The 19,361-nt window shown below is 68.3% G+C and carries 22 protein-coding genes; 11 read left to right on the plus strand and 11 right to left on the minus strand.

Going from position 1 to position 19,361, the window contains the following annotated elements; all coding sequences use genetic code 11:
* Positions 1-46: 46 nt before the first annotated feature.
* Complete coding sequence (locus tag SK803_RS06565) at positions 47-1,261, minus strand: acyl-CoA dehydrogenase family protein (RefSeq protein WP_319964869.1); 1,215 nt, start codon at positions 1,259-1,261, stop codon at positions 47-49.
* Between the two features lie 22 nt (positions 1,262-1,283).
* Entirely contained in the window at positions 1,284-1,913 is a 630-nt protein-coding gene (locus SK803_RS06570) for an SCP2 sterol-binding domain-containing protein (RefSeq protein ID WP_319964870.1), read from the minus strand.
* 98 nt (positions 1,914-2,011) lie between these two features.
* Here SK803_RS06570 and SK803_RS06575 point away from each other — a divergent pair, with 98 nt between their 5' ends.
* Positions 2,012-2,650, plus strand: coding sequence for a TetR/AcrR family transcriptional regulator (locus tag SK803_RS06575; protein WP_406601489.1), 639 nt, complete (start codon positions 2,012-2,014; stop codon positions 2,648-2,650).
* Here SK803_RS06575 and SK803_RS06580 read toward each other — a convergent pair.
* On the minus strand, positions 2,639-3,409 hold the full coding sequence (locus SK803_RS06580; protein WP_319964872.1) for a MaoC family dehydratase: 771 nt from the start codon (positions 3,407-3,409) through the stop codon (positions 2,639-2,641). The genes SK803_RS06575 and SK803_RS06580 overlap by 12 nt on opposite strands.
* On the minus strand, positions 3,409-4,644 hold the full coding sequence (locus SK803_RS06585) for a 3-oxoacyl-ACP reductase (RefSeq protein WP_319964873.1): 1,236 nt from the start codon (positions 4,642-4,644) through the stop codon (positions 3,409-3,411). The genes SK803_RS06580 and SK803_RS06585 overlap by 1 nt, the downstream gene beginning before the upstream one ends.
* Positions 4,645-4,697: 53 nt before the next feature.
* On the opposite strand from SK803_RS06585, the gene SK803_RS06590 reads away from it, so the two are divergent.
* The 3 genes from SK803_RS06590 to SK803_RS06600 all read left to right on the plus strand — a co-directional run bounded on the left by SK803_RS06590 (position 4,698) and on the right by SK803_RS06600 (position 7,198).
* Positions 4,698-5,903, plus strand: a complete 1,206-nt coding sequence (locus SK803_RS06590) for an acetyl-CoA C-acetyltransferase (RefSeq protein ID WP_319964874.1) — start codon at positions 4,698-4,700, stop codon at positions 5,901-5,903.
* Positions 5,900-6,871, plus strand: coding sequence for a serine hydrolase domain-containing protein (locus SK803_RS06595; protein WP_319964875.1), 972 nt, complete (start codon positions 5,900-5,902; stop codon positions 6,869-6,871). Before SK803_RS06590 ends, SK803_RS06595 begins: the two co-directional genes overlap by 4 nt.
* A 72-nt stretch (positions 6,872-6,943) precedes the next feature.
* Positions 6,944-7,198, plus strand: coding sequence for a hypothetical protein (locus tag SK803_RS06600; protein WP_319964876.1), 255 nt, complete (start codon positions 6,944-6,946; stop codon positions 7,196-7,198).
* A gap of 144 nt (positions 7,199-7,342) precedes the next feature.
* On the opposite strand, the gene SK803_RS06605 is transcribed toward SK803_RS06600, so the two are convergent.
* On the minus strand, positions 7,343-7,957 hold the full coding sequence (locus tag SK803_RS06605; protein ID WP_319964877.1) for an SIMPL domain-containing protein: 615 nt from the start codon (positions 7,955-7,957) through the stop codon (positions 7,343-7,345).
* Positions 7,958-8,111: 154 nt separating this feature from the next.
* Between SK803_RS06605 and SK803_RS06610 the strand changes: the two genes are divergently transcribed.
* The 3 genes from SK803_RS06610 to SK803_RS06620 all read left to right on the plus strand — a co-directional run bounded on the left by SK803_RS06610 (position 8,112) and on the right by SK803_RS06620 (position 10,690).
* Entirely contained in the window at positions 8,112-9,305 is a 1,194-nt protein-coding gene (locus tag SK803_RS06610; RefSeq protein ID WP_319964878.1) for an ATP-binding protein, read from the plus strand.
* A gap of 158 nt (positions 9,306-9,463) precedes the next feature.
* Positions 9,464-9,610, plus strand: coding sequence for a hypothetical protein (locus tag SK803_RS06615; protein ID WP_167969512.1), 147 nt, complete (start codon positions 9,464-9,466; stop codon positions 9,608-9,610).
* Positions 9,611-9,835: 225 nt separating this feature from the next.
* The gene (locus tag SK803_RS06620) at positions 9,836-10,690 is read left to right on the plus strand and encodes an NAD(P)-dependent oxidoreductase (protein WP_319964879.1); all 855 of its coding nucleotides are present in this window, start codon (positions 9,836-9,838) and stop codon (positions 10,688-10,690) included.
* On the opposite strand, the gene SK803_RS06625 is transcribed toward SK803_RS06620, so the two are convergent.
* Positions 10,687-11,829, minus strand: a complete 1,143-nt coding sequence (locus SK803_RS06625) for an LGFP repeat-containing protein (protein ID WP_319964880.1) — start codon at positions 11,827-11,829, stop codon at positions 10,687-10,689. The two genes, SK803_RS06620 and SK803_RS06625, sit on opposite strands and share 4 nt — an antisense overlap.
* A gap of 5 nt (positions 11,830-11,834) precedes the next feature.
* Entirely contained in the window at positions 11,835-13,010 is a 1,176-nt protein-coding gene (locus SK803_RS06630; RefSeq protein WP_319964881.1) for an LGFP repeat-containing protein, read from the minus strand.
* A 136-nt stretch (positions 13,011-13,146) separates the two neighbouring features.
* Between SK803_RS06630 and SK803_RS06635 the strand changes: the two genes are divergently transcribed.
* Together SK803_RS06635 and SK803_RS06640 are read left to right on the plus strand one after the other, a co-directional pair.
* A complete protein-coding gene (locus SK803_RS06635; RefSeq protein ID WP_319964882.1) occupies positions 13,147-14,514 on the plus strand; it encodes a S28 family serine protease in 1,368 nt (455 codons plus the stop codon).
* Positions 14,515-14,529: 15 nt separating this feature from the next.
* On the plus strand, positions 14,530-14,874 hold the full coding sequence (locus SK803_RS06640) for a PIN domain-containing protein (protein ID WP_319964883.1): 345 nt from the start codon (positions 14,530-14,532) through the stop codon (positions 14,872-14,874).
* Between the two features lie 8 nt (positions 14,875-14,882).
* On the opposite strand, the gene SK803_RS06645 is transcribed toward SK803_RS06640, so the two are convergent.
* Positions 14,883-15,656, minus strand: coding sequence for an HAD family hydrolase (locus SK803_RS06645; protein ID WP_319964884.1), 774 nt, complete (start codon positions 15,654-15,656; stop codon positions 14,883-14,885).
* A gap of 74 nt (positions 15,657-15,730) precedes the next feature.
* On the opposite strand from SK803_RS06645, the gene SK803_RS06650 reads away from it, so the two are divergent.
* Positions 15,731-16,399, plus strand: a complete 669-nt coding sequence (locus SK803_RS06650; protein WP_319964885.1) for a dienelactone hydrolase family protein — start codon at positions 15,731-15,733, stop codon at positions 16,397-16,399.
* Here the strand turns inward: SK803_RS06650 and SK803_RS06655 are convergent.
* On the minus strand, positions 16,396-17,415 hold the full coding sequence (locus SK803_RS06655; RefSeq protein ID WP_319964886.1) for an NAD(P)-binding domain-containing protein: 1,020 nt from the start codon (positions 17,413-17,415) through the stop codon (positions 16,396-16,398). The genes SK803_RS06650 and SK803_RS06655 overlap by 4 nt on opposite strands.
* Positions 17,416-17,536: 121 nt before the next feature.
* Here SK803_RS06655 and SK803_RS06660 point away from each other — a divergent pair, with 121 nt between their 5' ends.
* Positions 17,537-18,388 (plus strand): pentapeptide repeat-containing protein, encoded by an 852-nt coding sequence (locus SK803_RS06660; RefSeq protein ID WP_319964887.1) that lies wholly within the window; start codon positions 17,537-17,539, stop codon positions 18,386-18,388.
* Positions 18,389-18,401: 13 nt separating this feature from the next.
* Here SK803_RS06660 and SK803_RS06665 read toward each other — a convergent pair whose 3' ends face one another.
* Both SK803_RS06665 and SK803_RS06670 read right to left on the minus strand, forming a co-directional pair.
* On the minus strand, positions 18,402-18,674 hold the full coding sequence (locus SK803_RS06665; protein WP_319964888.1) for a hypothetical protein: 273 nt from the start codon (positions 18,672-18,674) through the stop codon (positions 18,402-18,404).
* A 160-nt stretch (positions 18,675-18,834) separates the two neighbouring features.
* Positions 18,835-19,326 (minus strand): helix-turn-helix domain-containing protein, encoded by a 492-nt coding sequence (locus tag SK803_RS06670; RefSeq protein WP_319964889.1) that lies wholly within the window; start codon positions 19,324-19,326, stop codon positions 18,835-18,837.
* Positions 19,327-19,361: the final 35 nt, after the last annotated feature.

Below are 19,361 nucleotides of genomic sequence, written 5' to 3' on the forward strand. Positions count from 1 at the left end.
TTCAGCAAGACGCGAGGCGGGCGGCCCGAAAGCCGCCCGCCTCGAATCACTTGATCTGCATGCCCGAGATCATCCGCGACACCACGAGCCGCTGGATCTCCGAGGTCCCCTCGAAGATGGTGAAGATCTTGGCGTCCCGGTGCATCCGCTCCACCGGGTGTTCCCGCGTGTACCCGGCCCCACCGAGGATGTGAATGGCCCGCTCCGTGGCCCACACCGACACCTCGGAAGCCTTGAGCTTCGACATCGAACCCTCACCGGCGGTGAACGGCACGTTGTTGCGGCCCATCCACGCGGCGCGCCACACCAGCAGCCGCGACGCGTCGATCTCCATCCGCATGTTCGCGAGGTCGAAGGCGATCGACTGGTTCTCGATGATCTTCCGGCCGAACGCCTCGCGGTCCTTCGCGTACTCCAGGGCGTAGTCGTAGGCGGCGCGGGCGACGCCGACGGCCATCGCACCGACGGTCGGACGCGTGGTCTCGAAGGTCGCCATGGCGGCCTGGCCGCCGGCTTTCAGACCTTCACGGGCGCGGGCAAGGCGGGCTTCCAACCGTTCGCGGCCGCCCAGCACGCAACGGCCCGGCACCCGCACGTCGTCGAGGAACACGTCGGCGGTGTGCGAGGCGCGCATGCCGTGCTTCTTGATCTTGCCTGGCGACGACAGGCCGGGCGTCCCCGGCGGCACGATGAAGCCTGCCTGGCCGCGCGAGCCCAGGGCGGGGTCGACGACCGCGGTCACGACGTGCACGTTCGCGATGCCGCCGTTGGTGGCCCAGGCCTTCTGGCCGTTCAGCACCCACTCGTCGGTCGCCTCGTCGTAGCGCGCGCGGGTGCGGTAGCCGGCCACGTCGGAACCGGCCTGGGGTTCGGAGGCGCAGAAGGCGGCCAGCTTCGGGTCCGACTCGTCGCCGAAGCACTCCGGCACCCATTCGGCCAGCTGTTCGGGCTCGCCGCCGGCGAAGATGCCGGCCACGGCCAGGCCGGTGCCCATCAACGCCAGCGCGATGCCCGCGTCACCCCAGAAGAGCTCTTCGGTGGCGATGGGCAGCGACAGGCCGATCGGGTCGGCGAACCAGGTCGCCAGGGACTCGAAGCCGTAGAGGCCGATCTTCGCCGCCTCCTGGATCACCGGCCACGGCGTTTCCTCGCGCTCGTCCCACTCGGAGGCCGCTGGCCTGATCACGTCGCGGGCGAAGCCGTGCACCCAGTCGCGCAGGTCGGTCTGGTCTTCGTTCAGCTCGAGCGAGAAGCCGCCCACAGGAAGTCTCCCCAAAATAGAGTTAAGCCTTCGGGATGTTGAACAGGCTCATGAACCCGGCCGCGAAGCCCAGGTCGCCCTTCACCTTCAGCTTGCCCGTCATGAACAGCACGGGGGCGGAGGCGTTGCCGGTCGCGAGCTTCAGGAAGTCGGCGGGCGTCAGCGTCACGATCGCACGGGCCTCGCGCGTCACGCCCTTGTTGATGGTGCACGTCGCGTCTTCGATGATGGCCTCGTAGACGTCTTCCAGCACGTGGAAGTGCACGACGGCACGTGTGGCGCCGGCCCGGTCCGCGCGGAAGTGGACCTCCATGCGCCGGAACACCTCGTCGAGCACGCGGGTGCGCAACGCGGCATCGGCGACCACGCCCTCGATCTGGTCCTTCGAGGCGCGCGAGATGATCCGGGCGAAGTTGGCCGGGTCCATCTTCGAGAGGTCGAGGTCCGCGCCGCCGTCGGCCAGCTTGCCCAACGCGTTGAGCAGCGCCGCGAAGTCGTCCTTGCCCAGCTTCTTCGGGTCGATGCCGCGGGCGATGACGTCGATGTCGACGTTCGCCAGTGCGGGGTCGTCCGGCGAGATCTGCTGCAAAGTGCTGATCAGCTCAGCCGGGCTGAGCTTCGCGATCGCCTCGGTGGTGAGGTCGAGCGTCATTGACACACCTCCTGGTACCTACTCGTGAGTAAGACTACTGGTGAGTAGATTGGGCGGCAAGCCGATCGGATAATCTTGCTGCTCCGAACCGAGGGGTAATGATGCGCACAGAAGGTCGAGCCAAGCGCTTGCCACGCGCGGTGCGTGAGCGGCAGATCATGGACGCCGCCGTCGACGTGTTCTCGCGGCTCGGCTTCCACGCGGCGTCGATGGACGAGATCTCCGACGTCGCCGGCATCTCGAAGCCGATGCTTTACGCCTACCTCGGCTCGAAGGAAGAGCTGTTCGCGACCTGCATCCGGCGTGAGGCCACCCGGATGATGGAGGCCATCGCGACCGGCGTCGAGCCCGATCAGGAACCCGACGTGCAGCTGTGGAGCGGGCTCAGAGCGTTCTTCGGCTTCGTCGGCGAGAACCGGGCCAGCTGGCTCGTGCTGCACCGGCAGGCGTCGACCCAGGGCGGGCCGTTCGCGGTCGAGCTCACGGACATGCGCGGCCGGGCGGTGTCGCTGGTCGCGGCGCTGCTCACCCAGTCGACCAAGGCGCCCGCGACCAAGCTGGAGGCCGAGTCGCTGGCCGCCGCGCTGGTCGGGGCCGGCGAGTCGCTCGCGGAGTGGTGGCTCGACCACCCCGAGGAACCCGCCGGCGTCGTCGCGGCCCGCCTCATGAACCTCGTGTGGATGGGCTTCGGTGACCTCGTCGACGGCAACGTCTGGCACCCGCCGTCACGGCGTTAGATCCTGGGCCGAGCCCACCAGGTGGGGTCCTTTGCCCCACACCGCGAACTCCCAGCCGTCCTTCTCGGCCGCGGAGAACTCGACGCGACCAGGAATCAGCAACGGCTTCTTGAACCGGACGTCCACGGTCACGGCCTCCGGCAGCCTGCCTTCCAACGCCGCGAGGCAGCGCGCCTTCGTCCACATCCCGTGCGCGATCGCCCGCTTGAATCCGAACAGCTTGGCGCTCAACGGGTACAGGTGGATCGGGTTCCGGTCACCTGACGCCGCGCCGTACCGCCTGCCGATGTCCGCCGGCACCCGCCACACCGCCGACCCGACCGGCCGCTCCAGCTCCTCGCTCGGCCCCGAGGAGCCGCCGGTGCGCCGCAGATAGGTCGAAACCCCTTCCCACACACCGGAAACCGACGTCACCACGTCGACCTGGGTGCCCTGCGGATGCGGCCGCAGATCGCGCGCGGACACCGTGATCTCCAGCGGTTCGTCCAGCGTCAGCGGGCGCGACTGCGTGATCCGGTTGGCGATGTGCACGAGGCCGGGCAACGGAAACGGGAAGCCCGCGCTCGTCATCAGCTTCATCTGCAACGGAAAGCCGAGCACGTGCGGGTAGGTCAGCGGCAACGCGTCGCGCAACCCGAACCCGCACACCGAGTTGTAGGCCGTCAGATGCTTCAACGAGACGTCGACCGTGGCCGAAACAGGCTCGGCGGCCAGGGTTTCCCCGCGCCGGAACGACGTCAGGGCAGCACGCAGCAACATCACGCCCCCAGCAGCATCTGTCCGCACACCCGTACCACGTTGCCGTTCACGCCACCGGAACCCGGCGACGCGAACCACGCCACGGTCTCCGCCACGTCGACCGGCAGGCCGCCCTGCGACAGGCTGTTCATCCGCCGTCCGACCTCGCGCGTCATCAACGGCACGGCCGCGGTCATCTTCGTCTCGATGAACCCCGGCGCGACGGCGTTGATCGTGGCCCCGCGAGCAGCCAGAACGGGCGCCAGCGACCGCACCATCCCGATCACGCCCGCCTTCGAGGTGGCGTAGTTGGTCTGGCCGACGTTGCCCGCGATGCCGGCGATCGACGACACCCCGACGATCCGCCCGCCGTTGCGCAGCACGCCGCCGTGCAGCAACGCGTCGTTGATCCGCTCCTGGCAGGCCAGGTTGACCTCCAGCACCGAGTCCCACAGCGAGGAATCCATGCGTGCCAACGTCTTGTCGCGCGTGATGCCGGCGTTGTGCACGACGACGTCCACACCGCCGTGCCGCTCCAGCAGGTAGGACGTCAGCCGAGCGGGATCGCCGGTGATGTCGAGCTGCAACGCCGACCCGCCAACGGAGTTCGCCACCTTCGACAACAGATCTCCGGCGGCAGGAACGTCCAGGCAGATCACGTGTGCGCCATCGCGCCCCAAGGCCGTGGCGATCGCCTCGCCGATGCCCCGGGAAGCACCCGTGACCAGCGCGACCTTGCCCTTCAACGTGCCGGCGACAGCGTTGTCGGAAACGTGGATGACCTGCCCGGACACGTACGCCGACCGGCCGGACAGCAGGAACCGCAGGGTCGACTCGACCCCGTCCTCCGCGCCGTCCGCCACGTAGACCAGGTTCGCCGTGCCACCCCGCCGCAGTTCCTTGCCGACCGACCGCACAAAGCCTTCAAGCGCCCGTTGGGCCACCGAATCCGGGGACCGTCCGATCACGATCACCCGCGCGCACGGCCCGAGCTGCGTGATCACCGGGTGGAAGAAGTCGTGCAGCTGTCGCAGGTCGGAAACAGCGGCGACATCGGACGCGTCGAAGATCAGGGCGCCATAGGGGGCGGGACCTGTTTCGAGCTGCTTCAGAAAGGGCAGCCGGGAAGCGCCGCCGACCAGCACCGGTGTGGCCAGGGCGGCGTCGCGGCGAAGTGGATGCGGGTTCGGCAGGCCGAGCCTGCGCACGAGCTGGCGTCCCAGCCCCGAAGAGGCGAACTTCTGATACCTGTCCACGTCGCATAACCTACTCGCTAGTAAGTCTACCCGCTAGTAGGTAGTATGACGACATGCGAGTAGCGATCATCGGCGGCAACCGCATCCCGTTCGCCCGCTCGAACGGCCCGTACGCCACCGCCTCGAACCAGGACATGTTCACCGCGGTGCTGGACGGCCTGGTCAGCCGCTTCGGCCTGCAGGGCGAACGCCTCGGCGAGGTCGTGGCCGGCGCCGTCCTCAAACACTCGCGCGACTTCAACCTCGTCCGCGAGTCCGTGCTCGGCAGCAAGCTCAGCCCCCAGACACCCGCCTACGACCTCCAGCAGGCGTGCGGCACGGGTCTGCAGGCGATCATCGCCGTGGCCAACAAGATCGCGCTCGGCCAGATCGACGCGGGCATCGCGGGTGGCGTCGACACCACGAGCGACGCCCCGATCGGGGTGAACGAGAACTTCCGCAAGCTCCTGCTGGAGTTCAACCGCACCCGCAAGGTCAGCCTGCTGACCAGACTGCGACCGAGCCACGTCGTGCCGCACCTGCCCCGCAACGGCGAGCCGCGCACCGGCATGTCCATGGGTGAGCACGCGGCGATCACCGCGGCCAAGTACGGCGTCACGCGTGAGGACCAGGACGAACTCACCGCGCGCAGCCACCAGAACCTCGCCCGCGCCTACGACGAGGGCTTCTTCGACGACCTCGTCACCCCGTACCTGGGCCTGACCCGCGACCAGAACCTCCGCCCGGACAGCAGTGCCGAGAAGCTCGCCAAGCTCAAGCCCGTCTTCGGCGACACGATGACCGCCGGCAACTCGACCCCGCTGTCCGACGGCGCCTCCGCGGTCCTGCTCGCCACCGAGGAGTGGGCCCAGCAGCGCAAACTCCCGGTGCTGGCGTACCTGACCTTCGCCGAGACCGCCGCCGTCGACTACGTGCACGGCGACGAGGGCCTGCTGATGGCCCCGGTGCACGCGGCGCCGCGGATGCTCGAGAAGGCGGGCCTCAAGCTGCAGGAGTTCGACTTCTACGAGGTGCACGAGGCGTTCGCGTCCCAGGTGCTCGCCACGTTGAAGGCCTGGGAGACCGACCTCGGCGAGATCGACCGCGCCAAGCTGAACGTCAACGGCTCGTCGCTCGCGGCAGGGCACCCGTTCGCCGCCACCGGTGCCCGGATCGTGGCGACCTTGGCGAAGTTGCTGCACCAGAAGGGAAGCGGGCGCGGGTTCGTGTCGATCTGCGCCGCCGGTGGTCAGGGCATCACGGCTATCTTGGAACGGTGACGCTGCAGAAGCTGCTGGAGTCCCACCGCGAAGAAGTGCCCACCGCGGTCGCACTCATCGCCCGAGGCGACGACGTCGAGTTCGCGGCGGTCGGTGAGGACACCCGCGAGTCGGTCTTCCCGATCGCGTCGGTGACCAAGCCGATCGTCGCCACCGCGGCCATGCTCCTGGTCCAGGACGGCAGGATCGCGCTCGACGACCCGATCGCGAACTGGCTGCCCGAACTGGCCGACCCGGTGGTCGCGCGAACGCCGGACAGCCCGGTCGACGACGTCGTCCCGGCGACGGAACCGATCACCGTCCGGCACCTGCAGTCGTTCCGCTCCGGCTGGGGCTTCACCGCGGACTTCTCGCTGCCCACCACGCAAAAGCTCCTCGAAGCGACGCACGTGCACGGCCGCATGGATCTGCCGACGCCGGACGAGTGGCTCAAGCAGCTCGCCGAGGTGCCGTTGCTGCACCAGCCCGGCGACGGCTGGCTCTACAACACCGCGGCGGACGTCCTCGGCGTGCTGATCCACCGCGTCACGGGATCGCTCCCGGACTTCCTCTCCGAACGGATCTACCGCCCGCTGGGCATGACGAACACCGCGTTCGGCAGCGACGTCTTCCCGTCCGGCGCCGGCGGACTGACGTCCACTGTGGACGATCTATTGGCGTTCAATCGATTCCTGTTGTCCAGTGGCATGCTTTCGGTGCTGGCGAACGACACCACGACGGCCGAGGAGCGCGAGGCCGCGCAGATCTTCCTGGAAGGTCAGGGCTGGGGCTTCGGCGGCAGCGTCGACGTCGCCGAGATCGACCCGTGGAACGTCCAGGGCCGCTACGGCTGGGTCGGCGGCTCCGGCACGGCCGCACATGTGGTGCCGGCACAGGAAATGGTCACCGTTCTGCTCACCCGGACCGCCATGACCAGCCCCACCCCGACCGCGATCATGCGCGACTTCTGGCGGTACGCCGCCGAGTAAGGCTTGCCGAACCGGACGGTCCTTCATGCACACTCTCTGAACCGCAGCGCTGCGGTACTGGGGGTGGAGCGGATGCAGGTCGATCCAGAAAAAGATCCGGTGCTGGCCCGCGCGCTCGTCGGCACGCTCCGCGACGAGTGGCGCCCGGCGGCCGACGCGATGGCGTCCGCGAGGGAGTGGGAACGCCGCGCGTACATCGTGCTGACCCTGGCCACGGCAGCCGCCCGTCGTGCCGTGTGGCTGGAGAAGTGGCGCAAGGACAGACCGGGCGATCTCGACGCGGCGGCGGTGCACCACGCGATGGAGTCCCTGCAAGCTAGTTCGTAGCGATCGTCTTCTCGATCCACTGCTGGTGCGGCGCAACGGCGGTGTAGACGATCCAGCGCTCATCACCGCACGGCCCGATGGGTCCGCGGCTGGTCACCGCGACGACCTCGCCGGAAGGCAGTGCTTGGCCGTCACGACCCACTACTAGTCGAGCAGCGACCAGGCCGCCGTGCAGGACGCCGCCACGGTGATCTGCTGCGCCTTGAGGTTGAGCTGGTCGACCATCCCGGCAGGTCCGGCCATCTCGAACGACGCGGCGCCGCTCATCATCCGCGGCGAGTAGTGCGCACCACCCTCGGTGTCGCCGATGCGCAGCAACGGCCCGAGCCGCCGCCCCAGCGCCGTCGCGTAGCCCTCGGCGCGACGCAACGCGTCCGCCACGGCTTTCTGCTGCGCCTCGCGGATGGCCTCGGTGTCGTCGACGAGCGTCCACGACGGTCCGTTGACCCAGGACGGCTCGGCCTGCACGAGTTCGGCGAGCAGCCCGTCGAGCTTGTCGAGGTCCTTCACCCAGATCACGTACTGCTGGGTCGCGCGGCTGCCGACGCGCTGGTTGTTGTCCCAGTTGTCGTGCACGGACAGCTGCCGCGACCGCACCTCGAAGTCCTCGAGCAGCGGTTCGACCGCGGAGATGCGCTGGTTGAGCGTGCTCACCGCCTCGGAGCGTTCGGCACCGAGCGCCTCGAACGTCACGTCCACCTGGGCGCGGTCGGCGGTGCGCTCGACCTCGCCGGTCCCCTTCGTCACGACTTCAGCCACGTGGCCCAGCCAACCGGTGCCTCGGTTCATCCGCAACTATTAACAACTATTGTCTAATCGCTAGATAGCCGAATACGGCGGCATCCGGAGCCACTTCGAGGTTCGTCTGCGCGTCTCTACGGCGGGCACTAGAAACGCCGATACGGTGCGAGGCATGGACCCGGTGCGCAACCCGTTCGCCCCCGGTGCAGGCCAGAGGCCTCCTGAGCTCGCCGGCCGGGACAAAGAGGTCGCCGCCTTCGAGGTGGTGCTCGAACGCGTGGCCCGCGGCCGTCCCGAACGCAGCCTCGTGCTGACGGGACTGCGCGGCGTCGGCAAGACGGTGCTGCTCGGCGAGCTGCGGTCCATGGCGGTCAAACGGGGCTGGGGCGCGGGCAAGGTCGAGGCTCGGCCAGAGGCTGACCTGCGACGACCTCTGTCGGCCGCGCTGCACCGGGCGATCAGGGATCTCGCGGTCCGGCACCGCGCGCCGGACCGGGTCGAGGCGATCCTGGGCGTGTTGAAGGCGTTCGCGCTGAGAGCGGCACCGGACGGCGCCAAGCTGCGGGACCGCTGGCAGCCCGGCATCGACGTGCCGGCGGCGAGCGGGCGCGCGGACTCCGGTGACATCGAGATCGACCTGGTGGAGCTGTTCACCGACGTCGCCGAGCTCGCGCAGGACGTCGGCACGGGCGTCGCGCTGCTCATCGACGAGATGCAGGACCTCAAGCCGGAGGACATCAGCGCGTTGTGCGCGGCGTGCCACGAGCTCTCCCAGCTCGGTGCGCCGCTCGTGGTCGTCGGGGCGGGCCTGCCACACCTGCCCGCCGTGCTGTCCGCGAGCAAGTCGTACTCGGAGCGGCTCTTCCGGTACGTCCGCATCGACCGCCTCAGTCGTGAGGACGCCGATCGCGCGGTGCTCGCCCCGGTCGAACGGGAGGACGCGGGCATCACCGACGAGGCGCTCGACGCGTTGTTCGACGCGTCCGGCGGCTACCCGTACTTCATCCAGGCCTACGGCAAGGCCGCCTGGGACGCCGCGCCGGTCGATCCGATCAGCGCGCTGGACGTCTCCATGGCCGCTCCGGAGGCCGACGCCGAGCTGGCGGTGGGCTTCTTCGGCTCCCGATACGAGCGTGCAACGCCTGCTGAACGCGAGTATCTCCGGTCGATGGCCGAGTTGACCGACGGAAAGGATGCGGGGGTCAACACCGCCCAGGTGGCCGACCACCTGGGTCGCAAGCCCTCCTCGCTGTCGCCCGCGCGGGACTCGCTCATCAAGAAAGGCCTGGTCTACAGCGCGGAACGGGGTCAGATCGCCTTCACCGTGCCGCACTTCGGCAGGTTCCTGCTGGGTCGCGAGGACTGACGAGCACTCCCCGTCGTTGTCCGGCTGTTCACGTTGTCGGCCGACGATTCATCGGCCTGTGCCCCAACTCACCGGATAATCGCGTGCGTTTGCGGGTAGGAGGGTGCATACTTGGGTTACCAGCCAAACAGACCTCCGAGAGGGAAGTGCAGACCGAGATGAACTTCGCAGCGAAGCTCCGCGCCCGTCGTGCCGAGGCGCGCAACCGGAAGGCCGTGGCTCGCGCGATCGACATGGCCACCACCCCGGCCATGCGTCACGAGCTGATGGCCATCGCCCAGGCTCAGGTCACCACCCTGCGCTGACTTTCGACCCGGCACTCGCACGGCGCCCCGTCGCGAGTGCCTCCCTACGGGAACCCCTGGAGCACCTCCCGCGCTCCAGGGGTTTCATTCTGTTAAACGTGATCCACGCCACAGTATGATGGCGTTGTAACAGCGCACGTCGGTCCGCCGATGTCACTGTTGACCTCGCGGTGCTGTCGGACCCCCGACCTGGCAGCACCGCGAGGTTTCTTGTTTGCTGGGGACATGAAGATCGCCGTGCTCGGCACCGGCCTCATGGGTGCCCCCATCGCAGCCAACCTCGCCGCTGCCGGACACGAAGTCCGTGCCTGGAACCGCACGCGCGCGAAGGCTGAACCGCTCGCCGCTCAGGGCGCGGTCGTCGCCGACTCTCCGGCTCAGGCCGTCGAGGGCGTGGAGATCGTGCTGACGATGCTCAACGACGGAGCCGCCGTCACGGAGACCATGAACGCGGCCGCCGCGGCGTTGCCGCACAACGCGGTCTGGATCCAGGCGTCCACGGTCGGCGTCGACGCGATCGACGACCACATCGCGCTCGCCCGGTCGCTCGGGCTGGACTTCGTCGACGCCCCGGTGCTGGGCAGTGTGAAACCGGCGACCGAGGGCAAGCTCGTCGTGCTCGCCTCGGGTGCAACCGAGCTGCGCGACCGCGTGCAGCCGGTGTTCGACGTGATCGGCGCCCGCACGATGTGGGTGGGCGAAGCCGGTGCGTCGTCCAGGTTGAAGCTCGTCGCGAACAGCTGGGTGCTCGCGCTGACCGCCGCGGTCGGTGAGGCCGTGTCGCTGGCCGAGGCGTCCGGGCTCGACCCGAAGCTGTTCCTGGAAGCCGTTTCCGGTGGTGCGATGGACTGCGCGTACCTGCAGACGAAGGGCAACGCGATCATCGAGCGGGAGTTCCCGCCGGCCTTCACCGTGCAGAACGCGCTGAAGGACGCGCTGCTGGTGCGTGAGGCGGCCGTGCGCGCTGGTGTGGAGCTGGACGTGGCAATGGCCTCGGGTGCCCGCCTGAACCGCGCGGTCACCCGAGGCCATGGCGACGAGGACATGGCCGCCGCCTATTTCGCCAGCTTCAAGGACTAGTTGTTCCGGACCGACCAGGCACCCTTGGCGGGGGTCCAGTAGAAGGTCGAGTTCTCGAAGGTCTGCATGCGCCCACCGGGCTCGCCTGCCCAGTCCTTCTCGGCTTCCTTCGGGTAGCCGTGGGTGTGCTCGTCCCCGGTGGTGCCGAACTTCTTCAGGATGTCGCCGTACACCGGGTACGCGCTGGTGCGTGCCGACCAGTACCAGATGCCGTTCTGGAACTTCTGCCAGCGGCCGTTGTTCGCACCGACGGCCTCCTCCATGAGCGGGTAGCCCCAGCGGTGCTCATCGCCGTTGTTCATGAAGTTGGTGAGGATCTCCCCGAACACGGGGAACGCGCCGGTGCTGGAGGTCCAGTAGAAGTTCGCGTTCTGGAAGCCCTGCCAGCGGCCACCCGGCGCGCCGGGCTGCTCGTCGTTGACCGGGTAACCCCACCGGTGCTCATCACCGGTGTTCATGAACTTCGTCAGGATCTCGCCGTACACCGGGTGGGCGTTGAGGGCCGGGGTCCAGTAGATGTTGCCGCGCTGGAACCCCTGCCACCGGCCACCGGGTGCGCCCGGCTGCTCGTTGCTGATCGGGGCGCCGACGACGCTGTTCTCCGCGCCCATCGCCCGCCACTTCACGCCGATGTCGCCGTAGACCGAGATCCGGACCTCGTCGAGCATCTGCCTGGCCTTCGCCTCGGCCTGGTCGTAGCGGGCAGGACAGCACGAGCGCTGCACCTTGTCCGCGAGCAGACCCGCGCTCAGGTTCGGGTACTTCGGCTCGACGCGTTGCGCTTCCGCGAAGAAGCGGTCGGCGGCGTAGTCGACGTTCATGATCTGTTCGGGGGTGCCCCAGCCCTGCGAGGGCCGCTGCTGGAACACGCCGAGCGAGTCGCGGTCACCGCAGTTGAGGTTGTTCATGTGCGACTCGACCCAGCCGGCTTCGAACCCGGCGAGCATCACTTTGGCCGACACACCACGCCGGACACCGACGTTGTGGACGATCCGGGTGACGTTGATGTCGCGGTTGGCGGGAACCGCGCAGGCGGCCTGCATCTCGGCGTTGGAGACGTGTGCCGGTTCGGCCTGGGCGACGCCCGCCAACGGCAGCAGGGACAGGGCGGCGATCGCGAGAGTGGTGGTCGTCTTCATGGCCATCACCCGTTCGCCACGGACCAGGCGCCCTTGGCGGGGGTCCAGTAGAAGGTCGAGTTCTCGAAGGTCTGCATGCGCCCACCGGGCTCGCCTGCCCAGTCCTTCTCGGCTTCCTTCGGGTAGCCGTGGGTGTGCTCGTCCCCGGTGGTGCCGAACTTCTTCAGGATGTCGCCGTACACCGGGTACGCGCTGGTGCGTGCCGACCAGTACCAGATGCCGTTCTGGAACTTCTGCCAGCGGCCGTTGTTCGCACCGACGGCCTCCTCCATGAGCGGGTAGCCCCAGCGGTGCTCATCGCCGTTGTTCATGAAGTTGGTGAGGATCTCCCCGAACACGGGGAACGCGCCGGTGCTGGAGGTCCAGTAGAAGTTCGCGTTCTGGAAGCCCTGCCAGCGGCCGCCGTGCGCACCAGGGGACTCGTCGTTGACCGGGTAGCCCCAGCGGTGCTCATCACCGGAGTTCATGAACTTGGTCAGGATCTCGCCGTACACCGGGTGGGCGTTCGTGGCGGGGGTCCAGTAGATGTTGCCGCGCTGGAAACCCTGCCAGCGGCCGCCGGGAGCGCCGGGCTGCTCGTTGTTGATCGGGCTGCCGACGAGGCTGTTGTCCGCGCCCATCGCACGCCACTTCGTGCCGATGTCGCCGGCGACGTTGTACGAGATGATGCCGTTGTAGCGGATCGGCGTGTACTTGGCGGCGGTCGCGGCCGACCAGTTGCGCTCGACCGTGGCGGCACCGTTCGGCCCGGCCTGCTCACGGACCCGCGGCATCGTCCGCGCGCCGTCCGCCCAGCCGATGAACAACGCGGTGTGCTGTCCCGGCCAGTTCAGCGCGTCGCCGGGCTGCAGGTCAGCGCGGTTGATGGTGTGCGAGACCTCGTGCAACGTCGAGGTCGTGTAGGAGTGGTGCAGGCCCCAGATCATCGACAGGTAACCGCTGCAGTCGGTGCGGTACGAGCCGAACTGGTTGGCGTGGCAGGCGCTCTGGCTGTACGGCACCCGCGACTGGATCCAGGTCGTCGATCTGGCCAGGGCTTCGTCCCTGGCGGTCTGCTTGCCCGCGGGGTAGGTCCCGCAGTTGAACATCACGCTCATGTCGTCGGCCGTGGCCACGTTCGCCATTCCCATGACGAGCGCGACGGCGACCGCACTGGTTCCGAGCAGCTCTCGAACCTTCATTTCCGATCTCCCTCTTCAGGCTTGGCTGAAGATTCGCGGGCCCGTCTGCAAGGCCTCTCCAAGTCCGCTGCAAGAGACCTGTAGTCCCGCCGATCGGCCGGTTCGTCGAGACGCTCGCGCTGGCTAGCTTCGGGTGGTGAACAGACTCGTACGCTCCCTGCTGGCGTTCGGCCTGGCATCGGCACAGGTCCTGGCTGTCGCCTCGGTCGTGTCCGCCGCCCCGGACATCAAGGACCGGATCGCCGCGCTACCCGGCGTCCGGATCATCAGCGAAGGGATGTCCGGCACCGCGCGGACGTTCGTCCTCGGCATCCAGCAGCCCGCGGACCACCACCGGCCGCGCGGGTCGCGGTTCGAGCAGCGCTTCTCGTTGCTGCACAAGGACGACGCCAAGCCGATGGTGCTGCACACCACCGGCTACGGCCTGCCGGGCACGATCGGCGCGTCCGAACCGGCGCGGCTCGTCGACGGCAACCAGCTCAGCGTGGAGCAGCGGTTCTTCACGCCCTCGCGCCCGGTGCCGGCCGACTGGGACGACCTGAACATCTGGCAGGCGGCCAACGACCACCACCGGATCGTGCTGGCGTTCAAGAAGATCTACCGCGCTCGCTGGCTCTCCACGGGTGCCAGCAAGGGCGGCATGACGTCGATCTACCACCGCCGCTTCTTCCCCCGCGACGTCGACGCGACCATCGCTTATGTCGCGCCGAACGACGTGGTGAACGACCGCGACGTCTACGGCGAGTTCATCCGCAACGTCGGCAACGACCCGACGTGCAACAAGCGGCTGGAGGGCGTGCAGCGCCAGATCCTGCAGCACCGTGACGAGATCGTTTCGCGCCTGGAAGCCAAGGGCTACACGTACAAGCAGTTCGGCAGCGCGCATCGGGCGTTGGAGATCCTGGTGCTCGACACGCCGTTCACGTTCTGGCAGTACGGCACCCAGGAGCAGTGCGCCCTGGTTCCTGGCGCTTCGGCTTCCGTGGACGACCTCTGGACGTTCATGGACAAGACCGTGGGCTGGGACTTCTACACCGACGCGGGCGTGGCGCCCTACGCGCCGTACTACTACCAGGCCGGTACGCAGCTCGGCTGGCCTGAGGCGGACGAGTCGGCGGTGCGCGACCTGCTGCGCTACCCCGGCGTCTCGGTGCCGCGCTCGATGGTGTCGCCGGAGATCAGGTTCCCGCGCTTCGACCGTTCCGCCATGCGTGACGTCGACTCGTGGGTGCGCTACCAGGGTTCGCGGCTGCTGTTCGTGAACGGTCAGAACGACCCGTGGAGCGCCGAACCGTTCCGCCTCGGTCCGGGCACCCGCGACTCGCTGTCGTTCGCGGTGCCGGGCGGCAACCACGGCGCCAACATCGCGAAGCTGCCCGAGAAGGAACGCGCCGCCGCCACGGCCGCCGTGCAGCGCTGGGCCGGCGTCTCCGAGGCTGTCTCTTCACTCGCGGTGAGCGACGACCCCGACTCGCTCGACGCACTGCGAGCACGCCGGGGCTGAGGCACTCTGAGGGGCGTGAAGCCGTTGCTCGTGGTCGATGCCGCCAACGTCGTGGGATCAGTGCCCGACGGGTGGTGGCGCGACCGGGCGGGCGCGGCCGAACGCCTCCGCGACGCGTTGAGCGGCCGCGACGAGGAAGTGGTCCTCGTCGTGGAAGGCAAGGCGCGCAACGTGTCCAGCATCCCCGACGTCCGCGTGGTCTCCGCCGCAGGCGATGGTGACGACACGATCGTCGAGGTGGTCCGCTCCGAGGGCGCCGGCCGGTCGGTGACCGTGGTGACCGCGGACCGCGAACTCCGGCGGCGGGTGACGGCGCTCGGTGCCGAGGTGGCAGGCCCCACCTCGGTGCCACGCCGCTAGATCCGTCACTAGAGCCGGAAGAGCTGTTCGAGGACCTGGGCCACGCCGTCCTCGGTGTTCGGCGGCGCGTGGTTGCTGCACGCCTGCTTGACCACCGGGTGCGCGTTGCCCATCGCATACGCAGTGCCGGCCCACCCGAGCACCGACAGGTCGTTCGGCATGTCCCCGAACGCGATCACCTCGTGCTTGCCGATTCCCCTTGCACCGCAAAGAGACTCCAGCGTCGCCGCCTTCGAGACACCGGGCGGGCTGATCTCCAGCAGCCCGAGCCCACCGGAATGCGTGACCGTGACGTGCTGCCCGACGGCCTGCTTGGCGATCTCCATCATGTGGTCGGCCTCGGAGTCCGGCGCCCAGGCGAGCATCTGCACGACCTGGTGCGCCTCCTCGAAGACGTGGTCGAGCAACTCCAGTGTCCGATGTGGATTGTTCGCCCTGAACCCCTTGAACGCGGGCTCGCACAACACTTCCAGCCCGGTCTCCACCGCGATGCCCACGTTCGGGATCACCTCCGCGAGCGCCTCCGACACCTTCCGCACGACGTCGAACGGCACCGTCTGCGCGTGCGTGACCTCCCGGTTTGTCAGGTCGTAGATCATCGCGCCGTTGGAGCAGATCGCTGTCCCGGTGAGGTCGAGGTCCTGCACGAACCGCGGCGGCCGCGCGGTCACGACCACGACGTCCGCGTCGACGGCGTTGAGCGTGGCGCGGGTGCGGTCGCTGAGCACTCCGCCCGGCTGCAGGAGCGTGCCGTCGAGGTCGGTCGCGATCAGCCTGATCATCGGCCGATTATCGGGCACGCGACGGCGCCGTGGTGGTGAGCAACTGGACCGAGCTTCTCGGGCAAGATCGATCCATGACCCATCGAATTGACGACATGCCGTTGCCGGTTTGGCTGCCTTCGTCCGGCTCCGGCCCCGGCATCGTCCTGATCCAGGAGATCTTCGGCCTGGACGCCTACCTGCGGGGCATCGCGGAGAAGCTCGCCGCGCTCGGCTACGTCGTGGCCGTGCCCGAGCTGTTCCACCGCTTCGAGCCGGGCTGGGTGGGTGAGCACGACGAGGCCGGCATCCAGAGGTCGATGGAGGTCGTCGGGAAGCTCGACTTCCCGCTGGCCGTGCAGGACGTGGTGGCGTCGGTCGAGTACCTGCGCGGCCTGCCAGAGGTCACCGGTGGCGTCGGCGTGCTCGGGTTCTGCCTCGGCGGCACCCTGGCCTACGCGGCGGCCACGGCCTCCGACCCGGACACCGCCGTCTCGTTCTACGGCTCGGGTGTGCCGGACCAGATCAGCACGCTGGACCAGGTGTCCTGCCCGATCCTGTTCCACTTCGGCACCGAGGACTCGTTCATCACCGGGTACCAGAAGGTCGTGGACGCGGTGGCCGCGCACGAGGGCGCGGAGATCAACCTGGAGCCCGCGGGCCACGCGTTCCTCAACCACCTGGCTCCCTGGTACGACGAGGGCGCCGCGAACCGGGCCTGGGACCTGACCGCGGCGTTCCTCGCGCGCACGCTTCCCGTCTAGGCGATGCAGGGCACCGCGAGCTGCTGCGAGAAGAACCTCTCCAGCGGCTTGCGGTGCAGGCGGTGTTCCACGGCGATCAGCTCGTTCTTGCGGTAGTGGCTGATCTGGGTGCTCGTGACCACGAAGCCGCGGCGTTCGGTCGTCGGCATCTCGTCGTAGAGAAGCGCGTGCTGTCCTTGCGGGACAACGACGTCCGCCAACCCGTCCGGGATCTCGCTGGCCCGCATCGCGATGGTCGCCGCGAGCGCGTCCGGCCGGTTGCGCAGCTTGCGGTGCGGCCACGGCACGCCGTGGTGCTCGGCCTCCAGCATCCGGTGCAGCGCCCTGGCCGAGTGCCGGATCGCTTTGATCGAGTCACCGCTGACGACGTGCACGTGCGGTGTGTCGAGGGTCGTGTCCCTGCGGAAGCCCGCGCACACGATCACCTTGTCGTACCTCAGCTCGCCGGTGCCGTCGATCGTCGCGACGAACTCGTTGCCGTCCTTGACGATCCGCTGCACCGTCCGCCCCACGGTGTGCGTGACCCTGGCCGTCGCCGCGATGTTGTCCGCCGTCTCGAACGCGCTGTGGCCACGGCCGATGATCAGCACCCGCCTGCCCGCGTACGCGGTCGGATCGGTGCTGGCACTCCCGTACGTCTCGGCGTGCTCGACACCGGGAATGCTGGGCAGGTGAGGCTTCTTGCCGGTAGCGATGATCACGTGCCGGGCCCGGTACTGGTCCACGTCGCTGACCGGCGTGTTGTAGCGGACGTTCAACGGCCGCGCGAAATCCTCCAGATACCGCACCAGATCGTCCGCGTTGGGGAAAGACCGCTTGCTGTACCGCGAAAACGGCACACCCTCGAACAACGAGTTGTCGTCCGTGGAAAGCACGCGATGCCGCGGGAACGTCCGGAAGAAGCTCGCCGGCTCCGCCCCCGCCTCGACGATCAGGTACTCGCGGCCCGCGCGGTGCAGGAAGCGCCCCATCTGCAGGCCCGCCGGACCCGCACCGATCACCAGGTACTCCACCATCACACGCACCTCCCGGCGTCCTCTACGCCAAACACAACGCAAAGGTTCAGACGGGCGGTTACGGTCCATCATCGTGGACTCCGGCCTGCTTTGGTCAATCAAAAGGCACATAGGTCTCGTTGTGCTGATCGGCCTAACCGTCTTTGCTGCGGCCGCAGCCCTTCTCTGGGCCGCCCTGGGCTTTCCGACTGCGTCGACCGCGAGGCTCGACATCATCAAGGTCGCGCTGACCGTGGTGGCGGGCGTAGGCGGCGTGGTCGCACTCGTTGTGGCTTATCGAAAACAACGCATCAGCGAGTCCGCCGAGACCCGCGAACGAACCAAGCTGCTCAACGAACGCTTCGGCGCCGCCTGCAACCAGATCGGCAACGAGGCCCCGACCGTCCGCCTGGCCGGCATCTACGCCATGGCCTCACTCGCCGACGAATGGCCCGAACAACGCCAGACCTGCATCAACGTGCTGTGCGCCTACCTGCGCGTCCCGTACGAGCCCTCGCTCGACTCGGAGTGGTACCACGACGCCGAGTCCGAGGTGCGCCTGACGCTCACCAGCGTGATCGCCCAGCACCTCCGCGACGGCGCCCCGGTCAGCTGGCAGGGCCACGACTTCGACCTGGTGCGCGCGGTGCTGAGGTCGGCCGACTTCGCGGGCATCGTCATCCCGGCCGGCACCGTCTTCCTCAGCCTGGCGCGCTTCCCCGGCGGCTGGATCTCGTTCGACGGCATGAAGGTGTGCGGCGGCGAGGTGTGGTTCGGCGGCGCTTCGTTCGACGGCGCGCGCGTGACGTTCGACAAGGCCGAGTTCAGCGGCGGGCGGGTGCGGTTCGAGGGCGCGGAGTTCAACGCAGGCGAGGTGTCGTTCCGCGGGGCCCGGTTCGCGGGCGGTGAGGTGGACCTGTCGGAAGCGGTGGTGCAGGTCGCGCCGGTGTTCGACGAGGGTGAGAAGCCAGGCCTCAAACTGCCGTCCACATGACGGATGTCGTAGGTCAACTTCTCCAAGTGCCGAACGGGCGGGCGTTGCGGCACGCCTCAGCGAACCCTGTGCAGCGGTGGCCCTCGCTGGCCAAGATGTCGAGCAGGTCGTCGACAGAGCGTGGCGCTCGGCGATACCGGGACACCTGTCGCCGGAGCGCTGCGATCACCAGCTCGGGTGCGAGATCAAGTTGGTCGAGCAGGAACTCGTCCTGATGCAGCACCTCGATGCTGAAGCGGCGGGCGATCGCGTCGGGGAAGTCCTTCAGGTTCTCGGTGACCAGCAACTCCGCACCGCCCCAGACTGCCGCTGCGAGTACGTGTCGATCCTTGGGGTCCTTTTGACCACAAAGGACGGTAGACGCCACTTTCGCTGATCGTCAGCAGGGTGTCGCACAGGTAGGGCTTGAGCAGAACGCACGTGTCGATGAAGACGGGAAGCACTGATCACCTGGGGTCGTCGTTCGTCGGCATCCGCTCGAACGGCGTGTCCAACGGGAGTTCGTACAGTCCGCTGTCCTCACCGCCGCGGACCATCTCGTCGAGTCCTGCGGCGCGTGCCCTGCGGGATCGGTCCTGATAAGCGAGAAGGTCGGCCAGGCGGACCCGGCGATGCCTGTTCGGCTGCTCGTAGGGGATCTCGCCCGCTTCGAGCAAACGCACCAGGGTCGGCCGGGACACTCCCAGCACGTGTGCGGCTTCGCTGGTGGTGAGCACTGTGTGTTGTGGGGCAACCGTGATCGCCAAGCCTTGTGACATCGCGAACACGACCTCCCGCAACACCTCGAAGATCTCTGCGGGCAGGTCGAGGTGCGTTCCGTCCGGTGCGACGAGCGCTGCGGTCTCGCTGCCGGAACGCGTCAGGGCGGCGACCCAAGGAGACAGACTCTCGGGTCGCGCCGGAGGCAACACCGTTCGTTCGCCGCCGCTTGCCGTCATGCCGCGATGCTAGCTCAAAACGAACAAAACGAAAG

Source organism: Lentzea miocenica, assembly GCF_033949945.1.
Lineage (GTDB): Bacteria > Actinomycetota > Actinomycetes > Mycobacteriales > Pseudonocardiaceae > Lentzea > Lentzea miocenica.

Coding starts and splice junctions, on each gene's coding strand:
- SK803_RS06570 (WP_319964870.1), bottom strand. CDS start 1,913: ATGACGCTCGACCTCACCACCGAGGCGATCGCGAAGCTCAGCCCGGCT.
- SK803_RS06575 (WP_406601489.1), top strand. CDS start 2,012: ATGATGCGCACAGAAGGTCGAGCCAAGCGCTTGCCACGCGCGGTGCGT.
- SK803_RS06580 (WP_319964872.1), bottom strand. CDS start 3,409: ATGTTGCTGCGTGCTGCCCTGACGTCGTTCCGGCGCGGGGAAACCCTG.
- SK803_RS06590 (WP_319964874.1), top strand. CDS start 4,698: ATGCGAGTAGCGATCATCGGCGGCAACCGCATCCCGTTCGCCCGCTCG.
- SK803_RS06600 (WP_319964876.1), top strand. CDS start 6,944: ATGCAGGTCGATCCAGAAAAAGATCCGGTGCTGGCCCGCGCGCTCGTC.
- SK803_RS06610 (WP_319964878.1), top strand. CDS start 8,112: ATGGACCCGGTGCGCAACCCGTTCGCCCCCGGTGCAGGCCAGAGGCCT.
- SK803_RS06615 (WP_167969512.1), top strand. CDS start 9,464: ATGAACTTCGCAGCGAAGCTCCGCGCCCGTCGTGCCGAGGCGCGCAAC.
- SK803_RS06620 (WP_319964879.1), top strand. CDS start 9,836: ATGAAGATCGCCGTGCTCGGCACCGGCCTCATGGGTGCCCCCATCGCA.
- SK803_RS06625 (WP_319964880.1), bottom strand. CDS start 11,829: ATGAAGACGACCACCACTCTCGCGATCGCCGCCCTGTCCCTGCTGCCG.
- SK803_RS06630 (WP_319964881.1), bottom strand. CDS start 13,010: ATGAAGGTTCGAGAGCTGCTCGGAACCAGTGCGGTCGCCGTCGCGCTC.
- SK803_RS06645 (WP_319964884.1), bottom strand. CDS start 15,656: ATGATCAGGCTGATCGCGACCGACCTCGACGGCACGCTCCTGCAGCCG.
- SK803_RS06650 (WP_319964885.1), top strand. CDS start 15,731: ATGACCCATCGAATTGACGACATGCCGTTGCCGGTTTGGCTGCCTTCG.
- SK803_RS06655 (WP_319964886.1), bottom strand. CDS start 17,415: ATGGTGGAGTACCTGGTGATCGGTGCGGGTCCGGCGGGCCTGCAGATG.
- SK803_RS06670 (WP_319964889.1), bottom strand. CDS start 19,326: ATGACGGCAAGCGGCGGCGAACGAACGGTGTTGCCTCCGGCGCGACCC.